Origin of the sequence: Streptomyces pseudovenezuelae (assembly GCF_001513955.1) — a bacterium.
In the GTDB taxonomy this organism is placed as follows: domain Bacteria; phylum Actinomycetota; class Actinomycetes; order Streptomycetales; family Streptomycetaceae; genus Streptomyces; species Streptomyces pseudovenezuelae.
Genome location: NZ_KQ948150.1, coordinates 18,071 through 37,155, shown reverse-complemented (window position 1 = coordinate 37,155; position 19,085 = coordinate 18,071). Strand labels below are relative to the sequence as shown.

At 72.8% G+C, this 19,085-nt stretch carries 20 protein-coding genes; 9 read left to right on the top strand and 11 right to left on the bottom strand.

The genetic code is table 11. The features are described 5' to 3' along the window. Window position 1 precedes the first annotated feature (1 nt). Complete coding sequence (locus AQI94_RS28285) at window positions 2-877, top strand: carbohydrate ABC transporter permease (protein ID WP_031038224.1); 876 nt, start codon at window positions 2-4, stop codon at window positions 875-877. Further along, complete coding sequence (locus tag AQI94_RS28280; RefSeq protein WP_031038226.1) at window positions 874-2,241, top strand: glycoside hydrolase family 32 protein; 1,368 nt, start codon at window positions 874-876, stop codon at window positions 2,239-2,241. Before AQI94_RS28285 ends, AQI94_RS28280 begins: the two co-directional genes overlap by 4 nt. A 495-nt stretch (window positions 2,242-2,736) precedes the next feature. Here the strand turns inward: AQI94_RS28280 and AQI94_RS28275 are convergent, their stop codons facing one another. Beyond that, a complete protein-coding gene (locus AQI94_RS28275; protein ID WP_031038229.1) occupies window positions 2,737-3,801 on the bottom strand; it encodes a LacI family DNA-binding transcriptional regulator in 1,065 nt (354 codons plus the stop codon). Between the two features lie 95 nt (window positions 3,802-3,896). On the opposite strand from AQI94_RS28275, the gene AQI94_RS28270 reads away from it, so the two are divergent. The 3 genes from AQI94_RS28270 to AQI94_RS28260 all read left to right on the top strand — a co-directional run bounded on the left by AQI94_RS28270 (window position 3,897) and on the right by AQI94_RS28260 (window position 5,899). Then, the gene (locus AQI94_RS28270; protein WP_031038230.1) at window positions 3,897-4,727 is read left to right on the top strand and encodes an aldo/keto reductase; all 831 of its coding nucleotides are present in this window, start codon (window positions 3,897-3,899) and stop codon (window positions 4,725-4,727) included. Window positions 4,728-4,769: 42 nt separating this feature from the next. Beyond that, complete coding sequence (locus AQI94_RS28265) at window positions 4,770-5,351, top strand: DNA polymerase ligase N-terminal domain-containing protein (protein ID WP_031038232.1); 582 nt, start codon at window positions 4,770-4,772, stop codon at window positions 5,349-5,351. A 113-nt stretch (window positions 5,352-5,464) separates the two neighbouring features. Continuing rightward, the gene (locus tag AQI94_RS28260; RefSeq protein ID WP_031038234.1) at window positions 5,465-5,899 is read left to right on the top strand and encodes a cupin domain-containing protein; all 435 of its coding nucleotides are present in this window, start codon (window positions 5,465-5,467) and stop codon (window positions 5,897-5,899) included. A gap of 9 nt (window positions 5,900-5,908) precedes the next feature. Here the strand turns inward: AQI94_RS28260 and AQI94_RS28255 are convergent, their stop codons facing one another. From AQI94_RS28255 to AQI94_RS28240, 4 genes are all read right to left on the bottom strand, one after another. Continuing rightward, on the bottom strand, window positions 5,909-8,254 hold the full coding sequence (locus AQI94_RS28255; RefSeq protein ID WP_031038237.1) for a SpoIIE family protein phosphatase: 2,346 nt from the start codon (window positions 8,252-8,254) through the stop codon (window positions 5,909-5,911). 75 nt (window positions 8,255-8,329) lie between these two features. Next, window positions 8,330-8,797 (bottom strand): peroxiredoxin, encoded by a 468-nt coding sequence (locus tag AQI94_RS28250; RefSeq protein WP_031038239.1) that lies wholly within the window; start codon window positions 8,795-8,797, stop codon window positions 8,330-8,332. Beyond that, a complete protein-coding gene (locus AQI94_RS28245; protein WP_031038242.1) occupies window positions 8,794-9,174 on the bottom strand; it encodes a DoxX family protein in 381 nt (126 codons plus the stop codon). The genes AQI94_RS28250 and AQI94_RS28245 overlap by 4 nt, the downstream gene beginning before the upstream one ends. A 71-nt stretch (window positions 9,175-9,245) precedes the next feature. After that, a complete protein-coding gene (locus tag AQI94_RS28240) occupies window positions 9,246-9,995 on the bottom strand; it encodes an AraC family transcriptional regulator (protein WP_031038244.1) in 750 nt (249 codons plus the stop codon). A gap of 82 nt (window positions 9,996-10,077) precedes the next feature. Between AQI94_RS28240 and AQI94_RS28235 the strand changes: the two genes are divergently transcribed. Continuing rightward, window positions 10,078-11,208 carry an MFS transporter gene (locus AQI94_RS28235; protein WP_031038249.1) on the top strand — a complete coding sequence of 377 codons (1,131 nt, stop codon included), beginning with the start codon at window positions 10,078-10,080 and terminating at the stop codon, window positions 11,206-11,208. A gap of 4 nt (window positions 11,209-11,212) precedes the next feature. Here AQI94_RS28235 and AQI94_RS28230 read toward each other — a convergent pair whose 3' ends face one another. From AQI94_RS28230 to AQI94_RS28205, 6 genes are all read right to left on the bottom strand, one after another. Then, window positions 11,213-11,728 (bottom strand): MarR family winged helix-turn-helix transcriptional regulator, encoded by a 516-nt coding sequence (locus AQI94_RS28230; RefSeq protein ID WP_031038251.1) that lies wholly within the window; start codon window positions 11,726-11,728, stop codon window positions 11,213-11,215. Window positions 11,729-11,798: 70 nt separating this feature from the next. Then, window positions 11,799-12,983 (bottom strand): NAD(P)/FAD-dependent oxidoreductase, encoded by a 1,185-nt coding sequence (locus AQI94_RS28225; RefSeq protein WP_031038255.1) that lies wholly within the window; start codon window positions 12,981-12,983, stop codon window positions 11,799-11,801. After that, complete coding sequence (locus tag AQI94_RS28220) at window positions 12,980-13,174, bottom strand: ferredoxin (RefSeq protein ID WP_031038257.1); 195 nt, start codon at window positions 13,172-13,174, stop codon at window positions 12,980-12,982. The genes AQI94_RS28225 and AQI94_RS28220 overlap by 4 nt, the downstream gene beginning before the upstream one ends. Window positions 13,175-13,227: 53 nt before the next feature. Then, window positions 13,228-14,460, bottom strand: a complete 1,233-nt coding sequence (locus AQI94_RS28215) for a cytochrome P450 (protein ID WP_031038259.1) — start codon at window positions 14,458-14,460, stop codon at window positions 13,228-13,230. Between the two features lie 253 nt (window positions 14,461-14,713). Further along, complete coding sequence (locus AQI94_RS28210) at window positions 14,714-15,436, bottom strand: response regulator transcription factor (protein WP_031038261.1); 723 nt, start codon at window positions 15,434-15,436, stop codon at window positions 14,714-14,716. Window positions 15,437-15,526: 90 nt separating this feature from the next. Next, window positions 15,527-16,180, bottom strand: a complete 654-nt coding sequence (locus AQI94_RS28205; RefSeq protein WP_031038264.1) for a TetR/AcrR family transcriptional regulator — start codon at window positions 16,178-16,180, stop codon at window positions 15,527-15,529. Window positions 16,181-16,473: 293 nt separating this feature from the next. Here AQI94_RS28205 and AQI94_RS28200 point away from each other — a divergent pair, with 293 nt between their 5' ends. From AQI94_RS28200 to AQI94_RS28190, 3 genes are all read left to right on the top strand, one after another. After that, a complete protein-coding gene (locus AQI94_RS28200) occupies window positions 16,474-17,955 on the top strand; it encodes an MFS transporter (RefSeq protein WP_031038267.1) in 1,482 nt (493 codons plus the stop codon). 252 nt (window positions 17,956-18,207) lie between these two features. After that, window positions 18,208-18,399 (top strand): hypothetical protein, encoded by a 192-nt coding sequence (locus AQI94_RS28195; protein ID WP_031038270.1) that lies wholly within the window; start codon window positions 18,208-18,210, stop codon window positions 18,397-18,399. Continuing rightward, window positions 18,396-19,079, top strand: coding sequence for a response regulator (locus tag AQI94_RS28190; RefSeq protein ID WP_031038273.1), 684 nt, complete (start codon window positions 18,396-18,398; stop codon window positions 19,077-19,079). The genes AQI94_RS28195 and AQI94_RS28190 overlap by 4 nt, the downstream gene beginning before the upstream one ends. The last annotated feature ends 6 nt before the right edge of the window (window positions 19,080-19,085 follow it).

The window sequence follows — 19,085 nt, the reverse complement described above, 5'->3', positions numbered from 1 at the left end:
CTTGAGCCAAGCGACCCTGAAGACCAGCCCCGCGCCCCTGTCCGTGAGCCGTGCGCGGCACTCGCTCGCCCCCTGGGCGCGGATCGCCGGCCTCGCGGCCTGCGCGCTGCTCACCCTCGGCCCGGTGATCTGGACGGTCTCCACGTCCCTGCGCACTCCTGCCGAGTCCTTCGACCTGCCCCCGAAGATCATCCCGACGCATCCCACGGTCGACTCGTACCGCGGGGTCTTCGACCAGATCGACGTGTGGCTGCTCGCGCTGAACTCCACACTGGTGACCGCCCTGATCGCGGTCGGCCAGATGATCACCGCGGGGCTCGCCGGTTACGCCTTCGCCCGTCTCGACTTCCGTTTCAAGAAGTCGCTGTTCGCCCTGGTCCTCGCGACCATGATGGTTCCCTTGCAGGTCACGATCGTGCCGGTGTTCCTCGTGCTCAAGTCGATGAGCCTGACCGACACCCTGCTCGGGCTGATCATTCCGGCGTTCCCGACCGCCTTCGGCACCTTTCTCATGCGCCAGTACTTCCTGGGCATGCCCAAGGACCTGGGCGAGGCGGCGATGCTGGACGGCGCGGGTCCCTGGCGGACCTTCCGTTCCGTGTACGCGCCGCTGGCCACGCCCGGGCTCGCGATCGTCGGCGTCCTCGCCTTCAACTACCACTGGAACGAGTTCTTCCGGCCGCTGATCCTGGAGACCTCCGGTCAGAACTACACCCTGCCGCTGGGCCTGGTCTCGCTCCAGGGCAACCTCGGCACCGGCTCCATCTCGGTGGTCCTCGCCGGAGTCGTGCTCTCCATGATCCCCGCCGTCGCCGTGTTCCTCGTCGGCCAGCGCCCTCTCCGCGAGGGCATCACCTCCGCAGGAGTCAACCGTTGAGCCCTGACCCCGACGCCCCGCGTTTCCGGGTCCGCCCGCCCGCCCACTGGATCAACGACCCCAACGGGCCCTTCCGTTGGCGCGGCCGCTACCACCTCTTCTACCAGCACAACCCGCAGGCCTCCGTGCACACGAACGTCCACTGGGGGCATGCCTCCAGCCCCGACCTCGCCCACTGGGAGCACCATCCGGTCGCGCTCACCCCGACGCCCGGCGGTCCCGACGAGGCGGGCTGCTGGTCGGGGTGCGTGGTGGACGACGACGGTGTGCCGACGGCCGTGTACACCGGCGTGGACCGCACCCACGCGGGACTGGGCTCGATCTGCCTCGCGGTGGCCGAGGACGACGACCTCGTGGCCTGGAAGCCGCTCCCGGTGCCGGTGGTGTCCGGTCCACCGGCGGACCTGGACGTGACGATGTTCCGTGACCCCTTCGTCTTCCGCTCCGGTGGCCGGCGCTGGGCTCTGGTGGGCGCCGGGCACGCGGACGGCACGCCGTCGGTGCTGGTCTACGACTGCGAGGACCTGCGCGACTGGCGGTTCGCGGGGGTGTTGCTGGACGGCCGGGACCCGGTGACGGCCAGGGCGTTCGGGCCGGGGGCGACCGGCTGGGAGTGCCCGCAGCTGGCACGGACGCCCGGGGGCGAGTGGGTGCTGGCGCTGGCCCTCTGGGACGGAGACCCGCTGGGAACGGCGTATGTGACGGGTCGTCCGGTACAACTCCCCGGCGGGGGCCTGACGTTCGTCGCGCGCCAGGCCGGCCGCCTCGACCAGGGCCGTGACTTCTACGCCCCCTCCGTCCTCCAGGACACCGCGCGGGACCGGGCGTTGCTGTGGGGCTGGTCCTGGGAGGCACGCCCGCAGGAGGAGGTCGACCGGGCGGGCTGGGCGGGAGTTCTGACCGCCGCTCGCGTCCTGGACGTCCATGAGGACGGCTCACTGCGGGCGACACCGGCGCCGGAACTCGAACTGCTGCGCTCCGCCTCACCGTTGGGGCCGGGACCGCTCCCGGAGGCGTACGACCTGACGGTCACCGCGCGGTCCCCCGGCACCGTGCGTCTGCTGCGGTCGTCCTCGGGGGCCGAGCTCACCGTGCGGCTGGACCCGGCGGCGGGCACGGTGACCCTGGACCGTTCGGGGTGGCCGCGGTCCAGGCCCGACGGCTCCGGTCCCCTGCGCCTCCGGGTTCCGGAAGGACCGCTGACCGTGCGCGTCCTCGTGGACGGCTCCCTGCTCGAACTCTTCGCCGGGGAACGGGCGATGGTCACCGAGCGGGTGTACCGACAGCCCGGCGACACCGCCGAGCTGTCGGTGTCGGGTGACGGGGTCGAGGTGGACTGTCGGGCTCTCGTGCCCGAAGGGTGAGGCCCCGACCGGGCTGAGCGTGCGCTCGGGCCGGTCGTGCGGCAGGGGCGGCTCGGCGGTGCCGCCGGCGTCGACCGGTCGCACAGGCCTGCCAGGAGGCCGGCGGCGAGACCGGCGCTCACCGCGCCGGACACCGTCGCGCAGGAACAGCGCTTCGGGTGACGGCCCGTGGTCCTCACCAGCCGCGGGCTTCCCCCGCACTCACGCCATCGACCCGCCTGCACCCGGCCACCGATCCGCACAACCCGACCAGCACCGCGCCGGACAACGCCACCCTGCGCTCACCCCGGATCGCGGCCCGGACTCCCAAGCAGCCCCAAGCCCCCTCCGCACTCACGCCATCGGCGCCGACACACCCAAGAACACCCTCCGCCCAACCCCCTGGAACCGACCGCCAATCCGCACAACCCGACCAGCACCACGCCGGACAACTCCACCCTGCACTCACTCAGGATCGCGGCCCGGCCCCCCGGCAGCCCCAAGCCTCCCCCACACTCACACCATCGGTGCCGGCCCCACCGAGCCCCGGCCGACCATCGGGCAGGCGATGCGGCGGACGGTGGCGGGGGGTGTGCGGCCGGTGTCGATGGCGTCCAGGAGGAGGCGTGCAGCGGCCTCTCCCATCTCGCGGTGCGGCAGCGCGACGGTGGTGAGCGGCGGGGACAGGAACGCGGCCATGTGCTCCTGGTCGTCGTAGCCCACCACAGACAGTTCGCCGGGCACCGTGATGCCGAGGCGGGCCGCGCAGTGCAGGGCGCCCGCCGCGACCCGGTCGTTGTAGCAGAAGATCCCGGTCGGGCGCTGCTCGGCGGGGACACCGTCGAGCAGGCGGGTCGCGCCCTGGTAGCCGCTGGAGATCTCGCCGCCGGTGCGCACGACCCAGTCCTTGGGCAGGGTGACGCCCTCCGCGCGCAGGGCGTCCCGGAAGCCGCGGAGCCGTTCGACGGAGGCGATGTCCTGCTCTCCCCCGACCAGCGCGATCCTGCGGTGCCCCTGGTCGAGGAGCAACCGGGCCGCCGTACGGCCGCCGGCCCGCTCGGCGGGGACCACGCATGGCAGGGAGTCGTCCTCGGGCAGGCAGTTGGCGAGGACCGAGTGGGTGCGGTGCAGTCCCTCGGGGACGCGGACGCGGCGCAGGGACATGGCCGCGTAGATGATCCCGTCGACGCGCCGGTCGAGGAGTTCGGCGACGGCCGCGTCCTCCTTGGCGCGGTCGCCGCCGGAGTCGACGGTGAGGACGAGGTGGTCGCTGTCCCAGGCCGTCTCCATGGCGCCGCGCAGCAGCCGGCCGGCGAAGGGCGAGGACGCGATCTCGTCGGTGACCAGGCCGATCACGGCCGTACGGCGGCTGCGCAGGCCGCGGGCGACGGGATCGGGACGGTAGCCGAGCTGCGTGGCCGCCTGCCGGATGCGTTCCTGGGTGGCGGGCGAGAGGTTGCCCTCGGCGCGGCCGTTGAACACGAAGGAGACGGCCGTGTGCGACACGCCGGCGAGCCGGGCGACGTCCCGTGACGTGGGACGCCCGGATCCCGCCGACCGCTTCTCCTCGGTGCCGCCCATGCCGTCCGCCGACCTCGTCCCCGCCCGTCCGGTTGATCATTGCTCACCCTATCCGTGAGGCTGGGAGGACGACACAGTCAAGGGAAGGTCCGCACGTGATCAGCATCCCGACGCACACGCTCAACGACGGCACGAAGATCCCCGCCCTCGGTCTGGGCACCTGGCCGATGGACGACACCGAGGCGGAGCGGGCCGTCGCCACCGCCCTGGAGAGCGGCTACCGGCTCGTCGACACGGCGACGAACTACCGCAACGAGACCGGAGTCGGCCGCGGGGTGGCCGCCGCGGGCGTGCCGCGCGAGGAGGTCCTCGTGACGACGAAGCTGCCCGGGCGGCATCACGGCTACGAGGAGACCCTTGCCTCCTTCGAGGAGTCCCGCGCCCGTCTGGGCCTGGAGTACGTGGACCTGTATCTGGTCCACTGGCCGCTCCCCCGCGTCGACAGGTACGTCGACTCGTGGAACGCGATGATCAAGCTCCGCGAGGACGGCCTCGTCCGGTCGATCGGGGTCTCCAACTTCACCCCCGCGCACATCGAGCGGCTGGAGAAGGAGACCGGAGTCCTGCCGTCGGTCAACCAGATCGAGCTGCACCCCCTGTTCCCGCAGGACGAGCTGCGTGCCTTCCACGCCGCCAAGGGCATCGTCACCGAGAGCTGGAGTCCGCTGGGCCGGGGCTCGGACCTCCTGGACGACCCGGCCGTGGCGGGCGTCGCCGAGGCGCACGGGGTCACGCCCGGCCAGGTGATCCTGCGGTGGCACACCCAGCTCGGTGCCCTGCCCATCCCGAAGTCCGGCGACCCCGAGCGGCAGCGCGCCAACCTCGACGTGTTCGGCTTCGAGCTGAGCGGGGCCGAGCTGGCGGCGATCGGTGACCGCGCGCACCGGCGCCTCGGCGGGGACCCGGAGGCGCACGAGGAGTTCTGAACCCCCGCAGGGGTACCCGGGACGCTCCGAGAGGAGCCGCAGGTGAGTGAGCGACTGAGCGACTACCACGGCAAACGGGATTTCGGACGGACCCGTGAGCCGCGGGGGCGGCAGAGCGCCACGGGTGCCGCGCCCCGGTTCGTCGTGCAGATCCACGACGCGCGCACGATGCACTTCGACTTCCGGCTCCAGGTCGGCGAGGTGCTGAAGTCCTGGTCGGTCCCGAAGGGCCCCTCCGACGTGCCCAAGGACAAGCGCCTGGCGGTGCCGACGGAGGACCATCCGCTGGAGTACGAGGACTTCGAGGGCGTGATCCCCGCGGGCGAGTACGGCGGCGGCACGGTGATCGTCTGGGACCGCGGCAGCTACGAACCCCTGAGCCACGACCGCCAGGGCCGTCCCGTCGACTTCGCCGAGTCGCTGGAGCACGGGCACGCCACGTTCCGGCTGCACGGGACGAAACTGCGCGGCCAGTACGCGCTGACCCGCTTCCGTGAGGACAACTGGCTGCTGGTGAAGACCGCCGAGGGGCGGGCCCGCGGACACGGCACACCGGATCCGCGCCGAGCCCGCTCGGTACGCACCGGCCGGACCCTGGCGCAGGTCGCCGCCGAGGAGAACTGAGCCCGGGCGATCCGCCGAACACCGCCCCGGGCACCTGTGCGGGCCTCTATGTTCACAGCGACGTCCACCGCGACACGTCGTCGCTCACGCACCTGAGCCAGGAGGCCTTCCGTATGCGCATCGCGCTCCGTACCGCCGTATCCGGCGCGCTCGTCACCGCCACCGTCTTCACCGGCGGCGCCGCACAGGCGACCCCGCCCGGCCCCGGAGTGACCGCCACCCTGGTCGCCCAGAAGACCGTCGGCGACACCGACTACGTCCTCAGAGAGATCACCGTCCCGCCGGGCCAGGCGACCGGCTGGCACTACCACGACGGCCCCGTCTACGGGTACGTCAAGCAGGGCACGCTCAGCCACTACCACTCCGACTGCGCGGGCGACGGCGTGTACCCGCGGGGCACCGTCGTGCGCGAGCCGGGCGGCCCGGGAGACGTCCATCTCGGCCGCAACGAGGGGGACACCCCGCTCGTCCTGGAGGTGCTGTACGTGCTCCCGCACGGCTCGCCGTACTCGGAGGACGTGCCGAACCCCGGCTGTTCCTTCCAGTGAGCGCGGCGGTCAGAAGTCGGCCGGTTCCAGGGACTGTTCGGCCCAGATCGTCTTGCCGCTGCCGGTCTGCCTGCTGCCCCAGCGCTGGGTGAGCTGGGCGACCAGCAACAGCCCGCGGCCGCCCTCGTCGAAGGCGTGGGCGCGCCGCAGGTGCGGTGAGGTGGAACTGCCGTCGGAGACCTCGCAGATGAGGGTGCGGTCCCGGATCAGGCGCAGTTGGATGGGCGGTTCGCCGTAGCGGATGGCGTTGGTGACCAGTTCGCTGACGACGAGTTCGGTGACGAAGGAGGCCTCCTCCAGTCCCCAGGCGGTGAGTTGCTCGGTGGCGGCCTGCCGGGTGGCGGCCACGTGCGCGGGGTCGGGTTCGACGTCCCAGGTGGCGACCCGGTCCGCGCCCAGGGCCCGGGTACGGGCCAGCAGCAGGGCCACGTCGTCGCCGGGTTCCTCGGGCAGTACGGCCTTCAGGACGCTGTCGCACAGGTCGTCGAGGGTGTCGGTCCTCGCGGTGAGCGCGCGGCACAGTTCGTCGGTGGCGTGGTCGAGGTCGCGGTCCCGGTCCTCGATGAGCCCGTCGGTGTAGAGGGCGACCACGGCTCCTTCGGGCAGTTCGATCTCCGTGGCCTCGAAGGGCAGTCCGCCGACGCCGAGCGGGGGCCCCGCGCTCAGCGGCACGAGGTGCGCGCTGCCGTCGGGCAGGACGACAGCGGGTGGCGGGTGGCCTGCGGCGGCCGTGGTGAGGCGGCGCGAGACGGGGTCGTAGACGGCATAGAGGCAGGTGGCGCCCAGTTCGGCGGCCTCGTCGTCGCGGTCGTCCGAGGCGAGGTGGGTGACCAGGTCGTCGAGGTGGGTGAGGAGTTCGTCGGGCGGCAGGTCGACGTCGGCGAGGGTGCGCACCGCCGTACACAGGCGGCCCATGGTCGCCGAGGAGGGGATGCCGTGTCCGACGACGTCGCCGACGACGAGGGCGACGCGGCTGCCGGAGAGCGGGATGACGTCGAACCAGTCGCCGCCGACGCCGGCCAGCGAGCCGCAGGGCAGATAGCGGTGGGCGACCTCGACCACGGCCTGTCCGGGCAGACCGCGCGGCAGCAGGCTGTTCTGCAGGGCCAGGGCGGTGGTGCGCTCACGGGCGAAGCGGCGGGCGTTGTCGATGCAGACGGCGGCCCGGCTGGCGAGTTCCTCGCCGAGGACGGCGTCGTCGTCGCCGAAGTCGTCGGGGTGGGAGATCCGGACGGCGACCACGACCCCGAGGGTGGTGCCGCGGGCCCTGAGCGGCACGGCGAGCAGGGAGTGGGCGCCCTTGCGGTAGGGGCGGCCGGCCGGGGCGCGGGTGTTGCGCTCGGCGACCCAGCGCATGAAGTCGGGTTCGCCGGCCTGGCTGAGGGCCGCCCGGCCGTCCCGCAGGGCCCGGGCGGGTGGCGAGGAGGCGGGGTAGACGTCGGCCTCGCCGAGGCGGACGGCGGCCTCGGGGGTGCCCTCGTGGGCGGAGCCGTGGGCGACGCGGCGCAGCAGGATGTCGCCTTCCAGGACGGTGGGCGGTTCGTCCGTGCCCAGGACCCAGTCGAGAAGGTCGACGCTGGCGAAGTCGGCGTAGCGGGGCACGAGCAGTCCGATGAGTTCCTCGGCGGTGCGCACCACGTCGAGGGTGGTGCCGATGGTGGCCGCGGCCTCGTTGAGCAGGAGCAGTCGCTGCCGGGCCCAGTACTGCGCGGTGCTGTCGAAGGACGCGACGGCCACCGCGTGGACCTCGCCGTCGCCGTCCCGCAGGGGCCACATGTCGGTGGTCCACGAGTGCTCCCGGTTCAGCGCGGGAGCCCCGGTGAAGCTCTCGTACCGGACCGGACGGCCGGTGTCGACGACCTGGCGCAGGTGGGCGAGCCAGCCGCGATGCGCCTGGCGGTCCTCCACGCTCTCCGGGAAGTGCTGCCCCAGCAGCGCTTCCTGCGGTACGCCCATGATCCGGCAGGCCACATCGTTCAGCCGCAGGTAGTGCTGACCCGCGTCGAAGACGGACATGGCCACGGACGCGTGCTGGAAGGCCTGGCCAGCCAGGGTCGGCTCGGGGGCACCGGGGGCCTCGGCGGTGATCATGTAGCCGGAGGGCTGCCCGTCCTCACCGAGCACGGCACAGGCGGTGAGCAGCAGCGCGACGGACGAGCCGTCGCGGCGGCGCAGCACGGCGGTGCCGACCAGATCCGCGACGGCGTCGGCCGTCAGGTCCTCGGTGAGCAGGTCATGGGCCGGGCGCCCCACGACCTCGTCGGCCGGGTATCCCGTCAGTTCGCGGGCGCCTTCGCTCCAGCCCCTGACCACACCTCGGGTATCGACGATCGCCGCAGCAGAGCCGTGCACCATTTGTTCAGGATCGTTCTTTTGCCCGGTCGGTTCAACCGAAACGGAGGACTGCGGGGCTGCTGCGTCCCACGGCCGTCACTTTCCGCGTTCGCGGAGCGCGGCGAGGGCTCGGTCGGCGTGGGTGTTCATGCGCAGCTCGCTGCGGACGACCTCCAGCACGGTCCGGTCCTCGGCGATGACGAAGGTGACCCGCTTGGTGGGCGCCAGGGAGAAGCCGCGCTTGACACCGAACAGCTCTCGTATCCTGCCGTCGACGTCGGACAGGAGGGGCATGCCGAGGGTGTGGCGCCCGGCGAACTCCTGCTGGCGCTCGACGGTGTCGCCGCTGATGCCGACCGGCTGGGCGCCGACGGCTGCGAACTCGGCGGCCAGATCGCGGAAGTGGCAGGCCTCCGCGGTGCAGCCGGACGTCAGGGCGGCGGGGTAGAAGAAGAGGACGACCGGGCCGTCGGCGAGCAGCTCGGACAGCTTGCGGCCGGTGCCGGTCTCGTCGGGGAGCTCGAAGTCCTCGACGGTGTCGCCGGTCTCCGGTGCCTTGCTCATGCCTGGCCCTCCGCGTTCTTCGCGATGCTGCGTGCCCACAGCACGAGCGGCAGTTGCAGCGGCAGCCGGCCGAGGGCGGCAGCCTTCTGGGGGGTCGGCCGGTGGCGCCAGTCGACGGCCATCTTGACGTTGGCGGGGAACACCCCGACGAAGAAGGCGGCGGAGGCGAGGGCGGCGGCCTGCCGGGTCTTGGGCAGCGCCAGACCGGCGGCGAGCGCGAGCTCCACGGCGCCGCTGGCGTGGGTCCAGGTCCGGGGCTTGCCGGGCAGGGCCTTCGGGATGGTCGCGTCGAACGAGCGCGGTGCGGCGAAGTGGGCGACACCGGCGGTGGCGAGCAGGCCGGCGAGCAGCAGGGGCGAGCGTGGGGACCGTGGCACGGTTCCTCCTTCGGGGGGCTGCCGCGCACATTACTGGACGGTACAGACACCTCGTCCGGCGGCCTCCGTCGTTACGGGGAACTGCGGTTGTGGGCGCCCGGGGTGCAGCCGAAGGAGCGGCGGAAGACGTCGATGAAGGCGCTCGCTGAGGACCAGCCGCAGCGGTGGGCCACGGTCGTCACGGGGACGTCGTCGGCCAGCATCCGCAGGGCGTGGTAGAGGCGGGACTGGGTGCGCCACTGCGGGAAGGTCATGCCGAACTCATTGCGGAAGAGCCGGCTGAGCGTGCGCTCGGAGGCCCCGGTCGCGGCGCCGAGGGCGGCCAGGGTGCGCGGGTCGGCGGGGTCGGCGTGGACAAGTGCGCAGACCGCGGCCAGGCGGGGGTCGCTGGGAGCGGGCAGCCGCAGGGGCTGCTGCTGCGAGGCCCGCAGCTGATCGCGGAGAACGGCGAGGAGGCGGTGGCGTTCGGGGCTGTCGTCGGCGGGGTCGCGGGTGTAGGCGAGGATCAGCTCGCGCAGCAGCGGGCCTACGGCGAGGACCGTGGGGGCGTCCAGGCCGAGCGGGTTGTCGTCGGCGGGCAGTCCGACCAGGTGCAGGTCGAGCCGGCCGTGGGCGCGGTGGGCGTGGCTGGTGCCCGCCGGGACCCAGATGGCCCGGGTGCCGGGGGCGAACCAGGTGCCGGCGTCGGTGGTGACGGCGAGGACGCCGGAGCCGGCGTAGACGATCTGGTGGTCGTCGTGTCGGTGGGCGTCGATGCGGTCGCCCGCGGCGAGGCGCTGGGCGCGGGTGGGCGCCACCGGGGTGTGGCGGATGTTCGACACAAGTCGGCAGATTATCGAAAGCGGGCCAGGAGGCGGGCGCGCGAGGCTCGGTCTCGTGTTCAGGAACCGTTCGCTCACGCTGATGTCGCTCGGTCACGCCTGCGTGGACGTGTATCAGGGGGCCGTCGCCGCCCTGGTGCCGTTCTTCGTCACCGAGCGCGCCCTGTCCTACGCCGCCGCCTCGGGCATCGTGCTCGCCGCGTCGTTGTTGTCGTCGGTCGTGCAGCCGTTGTTCGGCGCGCTCACCGACCGCCGGGCGATGCCGTGGCTGCTGCCGCTGAGCGCGCTGACCGCGGGGGTGGGTGTCGCGCTGAGCGGGGTCTGCGGCTCCTATCCGCTGACCTTGGCGGCGGTCGCCGTGTCCGGGATCGGGGTCGCGGCCTATCACCCGGAGGCCGCCCGGGCGGCGCGGGCCGTCGCGTCCGGCGGCAACACAGGGATGGGGTGGTTCTCGCTGGGCGGCAACGTCGGCTTCGCCCTGGCCCCGCTGCTGGTGGCCGCCGTGATGGCGGGCGGCGGCCTGGACGCCTCTCCCCTGCTGGTCGTGCCGGCCGTGGCGGGCGCGGGCCTCTGCGCGGCAGCGGTGCGCGCGTCCGGGGCGCGCCCGGCGCCGGGACCGGGGAAAGCGCGGGCCGGAACCGACGACTGGCCGTCGTTCCTGCGGCTCTCGGGTGCCGTCGTCTGCCGGTCGGTGGTGTTCGTCGGGCTGAGCGCCTTCGTGTCGCTGTACGTCCGTGAACGCGTCGGCGGCGGAGACGTGGCCGGTACGGCGGCGCTGTGCGTGCTCTACACGGGAGGTGCCGTGGGCACGGTTCTCGGGGGCCGGCTCGCCGACCGGTTCGGGCGCCTCCCGGTGGTGCGCGGGGCGTACGCCCTCACGGTGCCCGCGGTGGCAGGTGTGGTGTTCGTCCCCGGTCCCGCGGTGTACCTGTTCGTCGCAGTGACCTCGGCCGGCCTGTACGTGCCGTTCTCCCTGCACGTCACTCTCGGCCAGGACTACCTGCCCGGGCGGGTGGGCACGGCGAGCGGCGTCACGCTGGGCCTGACGGTGAGCGTCGGCGGCCTGGCCGCACCGGCGCTGGGAGCGCTGGCCGACGCCGCGTCCCTGCGGACCGCGCTGGTGCCGTTGATCGCCCTGCCCGCGCTGGGCGGTCTGTTGCTCAGCGGGCTGCGCGAACCCGCTCCCGCCGAGCGGCTCGCCCCCGCGGGATGAGCCCTCAGCCGGTGCCGGCCGGTGCGACCTGCTCGACCTCGTCGTCGACGGCGTAGGAGAGGAAGTCGTCGACCATGCGGTGGAACAGCCCGGCGAGTTGCCGCAGCTCCTCGGGTGACCATGCGGACAGGGCCAGCTGCATGCCGCGCGCTCCGGTGTCACGGATGCGGTCGATGGCCTGCCGGCCGGTCCCGGTGAGTTCGATGCGCTGGGCGCGCCGGTCGCGGGGGTCGGGCACACGGGTGACGTACCCGGACTTCTGGAGTTGCTGGACCGTGCGGGTGACGTGGGAGGCCTCGACCCCGAGCCGGTTGGCCAGCTCCCCCGGGCGCATCGGCTCGGTGTCGGCGACCTGACGCAGCAGGGCCACGGCGGCCCGGTCCAGGGGCACCTCGGCCAGGGCCATCAGCCGGTCGTGCTGCCGGGCGCGGGTGCTCAGGTAGGTGATGCGGGTGAGCGCCCGCTCGATCTCGATGACTTCCGGGGACGCGGGGACGTCGGGGAGCGGCTGTGAGGGCATGGCCCAGCCTATCATCTTGTTGCGTAACTCAAGTAATCAGTGCCCGGCGCGCGGGCCGGGCACCGCCGGCTCACGACACGGCTCGCGCCTCGGTCCGCACGGTCTCGCGCCAGTCCGCCTCGGTCGCGATGGCCTGCCGCCACCGCCGGAGCACCCTGGGCGGCATGCCGACCGCGAGAGCACCGGTGACCCGGTCGCCCCTCCGGTACGCGACGACGAACCGGCGCCGCGCCAAGTCGCCCTCCACCACGGCGACTTCCTCGTGTCCGCGCAGGAACCCGTACGCCTGGACCTTCATGTCGTACTGGTCCGACCAGAAGTACGGCACCGGGGCGAACGGCCTGCGCGCCGCCGGTGCGGCCAGCAGGTTGCGGGCGGCCGCCATGCCCTGCTCGGCCGCGTTGGTGCGGTGCTCGACGCGCATCGAGGTGCCGAACAACGGGTTGTACCAGCGGGCGACGTCCCCGGCCGCGTACACGTTCGGCGCCGCCTCGCAGTACTCGTCGCACACCACCCCGTCCCCCAGCGCGAGTCCACCGCCCCGCAGCCACTCGGTGTTCGGCAGCGAGCCGACGGCCACCAGCACCTCGTCCGCCTCGACCACCTCGCCGCCGGCGAGCCGGACGCCCTCCTCGGTCACCTCGGTCACGGTGACCCCGCAGCGCAGGTCGATGCCCTGGTCCACGTGGGCCCGGGCCAGCAGGTGCCCGACCGCCGTGCCGACCGCGTGGGCCAGCGGCACGGCGGCGGGTTCGAGGAGGGTCACCTCGGCCCCCAGACGCCGGGCGACCGCAGCCGCCTCCGCGCCGAGGAAACCGGCGCCCACCACGACCAGCCGCCGCCCCGGGGACAGCCGCTCCCGCAGTGTGAGCGCGTCGCCGAGGGTGCGCAGCACGTGCGCGCCCTCTCCGGGCAGACGGCGGGGCCGTACGCCGGTGGCGACGACCATTCCGTCGTACGGCACCTCGGAGCCGTCGGCCAACCGCACCGTACGGGTGCCCGGTTCGAGGCCCGTCGCCGCGACACCGAGCCGAAGGTCGAGGTCGAGCGCGGCGAGGTCGGCCGAGGTGCGCAGGGCGAGCCGGTCGGCCTCCCACTCCGCGGCGAGCAGCTGCTTCGACAAGGGCGGGCGGTCATAGGGGAGTTCGGTCTCCTCGCCGACGAGGGTGATCGTGCCGTCGTACCCCTCGCGGCGCAGCGTCTCGACCGTCGCCAGCCCGGCGGCCGAGGCACCGACGACCACGATCCGCCTCATGGCCGGACCAGCCGGATGGCTGCTGCCGGACAGACCGCGACGGCTTCCTCGACGTCGCCGAGCCGGTCGTCGCCGACCTCCTCCGTCAGCAGGATCGCGATGCCGTCGTCGTCCTGGTCGAACACCTCCATGGCGGCGACCACACACTGCCCCGAGGCGACACACTTGTCGGCTTCCAGTTCCACCTTCATGGGATACCCCTTGCCTTTCTCGTCGTGGTGGCTCGTGTCCGGGACGGACACCCTCACCAGGCCACCGGCAGCTCGTGGATGCCGTAGATGAACGCGTCGTGCTTGAACCTGACGTCGGCCAGGTCGCAGGCCGGCCGCAGGGTGGGGATGCGCCGGTAGAGGGTGCCGTGGACGACCTGGAGCTCCATGCGGGCGAGGGGCTGGCCGAGGCACTGGTGGACGCCGAAACCGAACGCGACATGGCGGCGGGCGTCCCGGGTCAGGTCGAGCCGGTCGGGGTCCTCGAAGACCCGGGGGTCGCGGTTGCCGATCTCGTTGACCATGATGACGCCCTCGCCGGCCTTGATGACCCGACCGGCGATCTCGATGTCCTCGGTGACCGCGCGCCGGCGGCCCAGGTGCGTGATGTGGAGGTAGCGCAGCAGTTCCTCGACCGCGGAGGCCACCAGCTTCGGGTCGTCGGTGTCGCGCAACAGGGCCAGCTGGTCGGGGTGTTCGAGGAGGGCGGCGGTACCGAGCGCGATCATGTTGGCGGTGGTCTCGTGCCCGGCGATCAGCAGGAGCAGCGCCATCTCCGTGGCCTGCCCGTGCGTCAGCTCCCCGGCGGCGACCCGTCCGGCGATCCCGGAGAGCAGGTCGTCCTTGGGCCCGGTGAGTCGCTCCGCGAGCTGACCGGCCAGGTACCCGGCGATCTCCCGGGTGGCCGCGCCGCGCTCCTCGGGGGTCGCAGTCGTGCGGACCATCGTCTTGGTGTTCTCCTGGAACATCGCGTGGTCGTCGTAGGGCACGCCGAGCAGCTCGCAGATGACCAGTGACGGGATCGGCAGGGCGAACGCCTCGACGAGGTCGACCGGTCGGGGGCCCGCCAGCATGTCGTCGATCAGCCCGTCCACGATCCGCTGCACGGTGGGCCGGAGGGCCTCCACCTTCTTGACGGCGAACGGTGCCGTCACCATCCGGCGCAGCCGGGCGTGTTCGGGATCGTCCATCATGATGAAGCTGAGTTTTCCCTCACCGGCCTCGGCGCTCGCCTTGGTCGGATAGCCCGGCCGGTCGGTGTCCGCGCTGACCCGGGCGTCGCCCAGGAGCGCCCGCTGCTCGGCGTACCGGGTCACCAGCCACGGCTCGCTGCCGTCCCACAGACGCACCTTCGTCAGCGGCCCCTGTTCCTGGAGCTCCTTGAGGCCTGGCGGCGGGTCGAAGGGGCAGCCGGAGGCACGCGGCATGGGGAACTCGGGGGCGGTGTCCGCGGCGTCGTGCGCGGCACCGGCCAGGGTGTCGGCCATGGTTCTCCTCGGTGGTGGGGGTGCTCCGCGGGAAGGGGGACGGAGCGCCGGGGCGAAGTGGTCGAGGCCTCGATGAGCACAGGCAAACAGACGGGGCTGACACCCACCCGCCGGAAACCTGACACGAAGCTGACGTGACCCGGATCACATCACTCCGGAGAGTCAACTGCCGTCATGGGCATAGGAGTTGCGCCGGACGCGGGCGCCTCGGCCCCGACGGTGACATCGACAGCCGCCTCGTACGGCCGGACGTTCAGGCTTCGACGTCCGCGCGCCCCAGCCAGTACCCGAATCCGCGACGGGTGTGGATCAGCCCCGGCGCGTCCCGGTCGACCTTGCGGCGCAGCCGGGAGACGAGCTGCTCGATCGCGTTGTCGCCACGATGGTCGCCCCAGACGTACCGGCCGATCTGCTCCTTGGACAGCACCCGGTGGGCGTTGACCAGGAGATGACGCAGCAGCCGGTACTCGGCGGGCGTGAGGCCGAGGGCGCGCGCACCCCGCCGGGCCTCGCACAGGGTGTCGTCCAGGACCAGGTCGCGATAGCTCAGCGCGCCGCCCCGGGCCGGTCCCGCACCCGTGCCGCGCAGCAGGACCTGCACCCTGGCCAGCACGTCGGCCACACGGAACGGCTTGGTGACGTAGTCCCGCTCCCCCAGGCCCAGTTCGGGCACGATCTGACCCAGGGACTCGTAGTCGGTCAGCAGCAGCACCGGCGGGCGGCGGGCCAAGGCCGGCCGGGCGGCGCCCAGTTCGGTCACGTCCGGCAGGGTCGCGTCGACGATCACCAGGTCGAACCGCTCCCGGGTCAGCCGGGCCACACCGTCCGCGGCGGCCGCGACGGTGACGGTCCGGTAGCCCGCCAACTCCAGGGTGGCGGAGAGCAGTTCGGCGACTTCCGGGTGGCCCGCGACGACCAGGAGGCGCTGACCGGCACCGCGGGCGAGTGCCGGCCTGTCACTGGAGGCGCCGTGCATGGAGAGGATCCGTTCGTGGGGGAGGACCCGTGCGCGGGGAGGGCACTTCCCTCACCCTAGCGTCTCCTTGCCTAACTCAAGCAACACCCTTCACGATCCGGTCGGAGTGACCGGCGCCGTCCACATGGCGACCACGACGTCCCCGAGGCCGGTGGCGGCGTCGTGCCAGTTCGCGCGGGGCGTCGGGGTGTTCTCGGCGAGGGCCCGTTCGCGGTCGGCGGCCATGTGCACGATCAGGTGGCGGGCCATCTCGCCGCGCTCGGCGCGGACGTCGGCGGGCAGTTCGGGCAGACAACGGTTCAGACCCTCGACGATCTGCTGCAGCGAGGGCGAGGTCATGGACTCCTCGACCATGATCTGCTGGAGCACGGGGTCGGTCATGACCTGGGCGCAGAACCGCGCGAACCAGGTGGGGCTGCCCAGCTCCGCGAGATGTTCGGGCACCGGCCGGACCAGGCAGTCCACCCAGTCGCGTACGTCCGTGGAGCCACGGGCCCCGGCCAGCAGCCGGGCGCGGATCGACTCGATCCGGACGTGGTGCTTGCGGGCGATCGCCCGGACCAGGTCGGCCTTGGTGCCGAAGTGGTATCCGACCGCGGCGTTGTTGCCCTGTCCCGCGGCCTCGCTGACCTGCCGGTTGGACACCGCGAGGACACCGCGCTCGGCGAAGAGGCGCTCGGCCGCGCTCAGGATCAGCTCCCGGGTCGCGTTGACCTGTTCCTCGCGTACCGTCCTGCCCGCCATGCCCACCACCGCACCGGGACTTCGCGGAGTTCTCGGACGGCCAGCCCCTCAAGCCGCCTGAGCCCGCCGGCGGTGCGGCGACTTCCAGTGCCGGAAGCCTACGCAACCGCACGTCGGGAACGGCGCGCGGGACCAGGCGCGGCGAGCACCGGACCCGCCTGGGCCGACCTGTGACCTACCGAACAGCCACCGCACCGCACGACCAGGACAGCCGCACCCGGTACGCTAAGTCAAGCACCTGACTTAATTCTGGCCGGGATCCGGCCGCGCTCCCCCCTCCTGGAGGCCCCGCTATGCCCGACACTCCCGCCAGCGCCGCCGACGCGGGTGCCGTGACCCCGCCGCGGCCGAACGCCGTGGTGGCGGTGCTGGCCTTCGCCGGAATCGTCGTCTCGTTGATGCAGACCCTGGTGATCCCGATCGTGCCGGAGCTGCCCAAGCTGCTCGACGCCCCGGCCTCGGACACCGCGTGGGCGGTCACCGCGACCCTGCTCGCGGCCGCGGTCGCCACCCCGGTCGTCGGGAGGCTCGGCGACATGTTCGGCAAACGCCGGATGCTGCTGGTCAGCGCGGTGATGCTGGTGGTCGGCTCGGTGGTCTGCGGACTCAGCGACACGCTGGTCCCGATGATCGTCGGCCGCGCCCTGCAGGGCCTGTCCTCCGGCGTCATCCCGCTCGGCATCAGCATCATGCGCGACGAACTGCCCACCGAACGCCTGGCCGGCGCGACCGCCCTGATGAGCGCCTCCCTCGGTGTCGGCGGCGCCCTGGGCCTGCCGACCGCCGCGCTCATCGCGGACAACTTCGACTGGCACGTCCTGTTCTGGGCCTCGGCGGCGATGGGCGCGATAGCCCTGGTGCTGGTGGTCGCGTTCGTGCCGGAGTCCCGGGTGCGCACCGGCGGCCGCTTCGACGCGGTCGGCGCGGTCGGCATGGCCGCCGGACTGGTCTGCCTGCTCCTGGCCATCTCGAAGGGCGCCGACTGGGGCTGGACCAGCGGCACCACGCTCGGCCTGTTCGCCGCGGCCGTGATCATCCTGCTGACCTGGGGCTTCTTCGAACTGCGCACCGCCCAGCCGCTGGTCGACCTGCGCACCACCGCCCGCCGCCAGGTGCTCTTCACCAACCTCGCGTCGATCGCGATCGGCTTCTCGATGTTCGCGATGTCGCTGGTGCTGCCGCAGCTGCTCCAGCTGCCCACCCAGACGGGCTACGGCCTGGGCAGGTCCCTGCTGACCGCCGGCCTGGTCATGGCCCCCTCCGGCCTGGTGATGATGGCACTGGCGCCGGTCTCCGCGGCGGTCTCCAAGGCCCGGGGTCCGAGGGTCACGCTGATGATCGGCGCGCTGATCGTGGCCGCCGGCTACGGGCTGAACATCGTGCTGATGTCCGCGGTCTGGCACCTGGTGCTGGTCTCCTGTGTGATCGGCGCGGGCATCGGGTTCACGTACGGCTCCATGCCCGCCCTCATCATGGGCGCCGTGCCCGCCTCCGAGACGGCGGCCGCCAACAGCCTCAACACCCTGATGCGGTCCATAGGTACGTCGACGGCGAGCGCTCTCGCCGGTGTCGTCCTGGCCCAGATGACCATCGATCTGGGTGGCTACGCGCTCCCCTCCGAGAACGGCTTCAAAACCGTCATGGCGATCGGCGCGGGCGCCGCGCTGCTCGCCTTCGGCCTCGCCTCCTTCATCCCGCGCCCACGCCTCGCGGTCCCGGCGGCGGCCGCGGCACCGGCCGCGGAGACGTCGGCCGGGGCCGCGTCCGGACACTGACACTCCCCGCCTGACGGCCGCCGCCCGGCGGCCGTCAGGTCCTGCCCAGGGAGGATCCGCTCCCCGGCGCGTACTGCGTTCTCAGTAGGCGCGATTGTCGGCCGTGGTACGACGACGAGCGGACCTTGTTCGGGAAGACTGGCGACCCGGACCGTGCAGGTGGGGGCGCGTGACCCACCCGGCCGGGACGGGTCGCGGCGGCCGCACCCGGCGCACCTCGGCCACCATGGTTCCAGGACGACCGGAGAGCCCATGAGCATGCCCCTGCGGCGCTACGCCGACGATCATGTCCGTACGGTCGTCGCCCTGACGACCGGGCTCCGGTTGCCCGGGCTGCCGTACGGCGGCGAGGACCGCCCCGGCACCGGCCCGCCGGATCCGGCGGGGCACCCCCGGCACCCCGCCGACCCCGCCGCCCCGGAACGCCAGGAACGGACCCCATGACCATCCGCGTACTGCTCGCCGACGACCAGGCTCTGCTGCGGGCCACCTTCCGGATCCTCATCGACTCGTGCGACGACATGGAGGTGGTCGCGGAGGCCGCCGACGGCGCCGCGGCGGTCGACCTGGCGCGCGTGCACCGTCCCGACGTGATCCTGATGGACATCCGGATGCCGGGCACCGACGGCCTGGCCGCCACGTCGGTGATCTGCGCGGAACCCGAGCTGTCGGACACCCGGGTGCTGATCCTGACCACGTTCGAGATCGACGAGTACGTCGCGCAGGCGCTGCGGTCCGGCGCCAGCGGTTTCCTCGGCAAGGACGTCACCGCCGAGGCCCTGCTCTCGGGCATCCGGACCGTGGCGGCCGGAGACTCCCTGCTCTCCCCCGGCGCCACCCGCACCCTGATCACCCGGTTCCTCGCGGCCCCGGGACTCGGCACCCGCCTCGCGGCCGCCGACGACCTGACCGGTCTCACCGGCCGGGAGCGCGAGGTCATGGCGTGGGTCGCCGAGGGGCACTCCAACGACAAGATCGCGGAGAAGCTCTTCGTGAGCCCGTTGACCGTGCGCACCCATGTCCACCGCGCGATGACCAAGCTGGGCGCCCGGGACCGTGCCCAGCTCGTGGTGATGGCCTATCAGTCGGGTCTGGTGCAGGCACTGCGGCCCGAGGAGCGCTGACCGCTC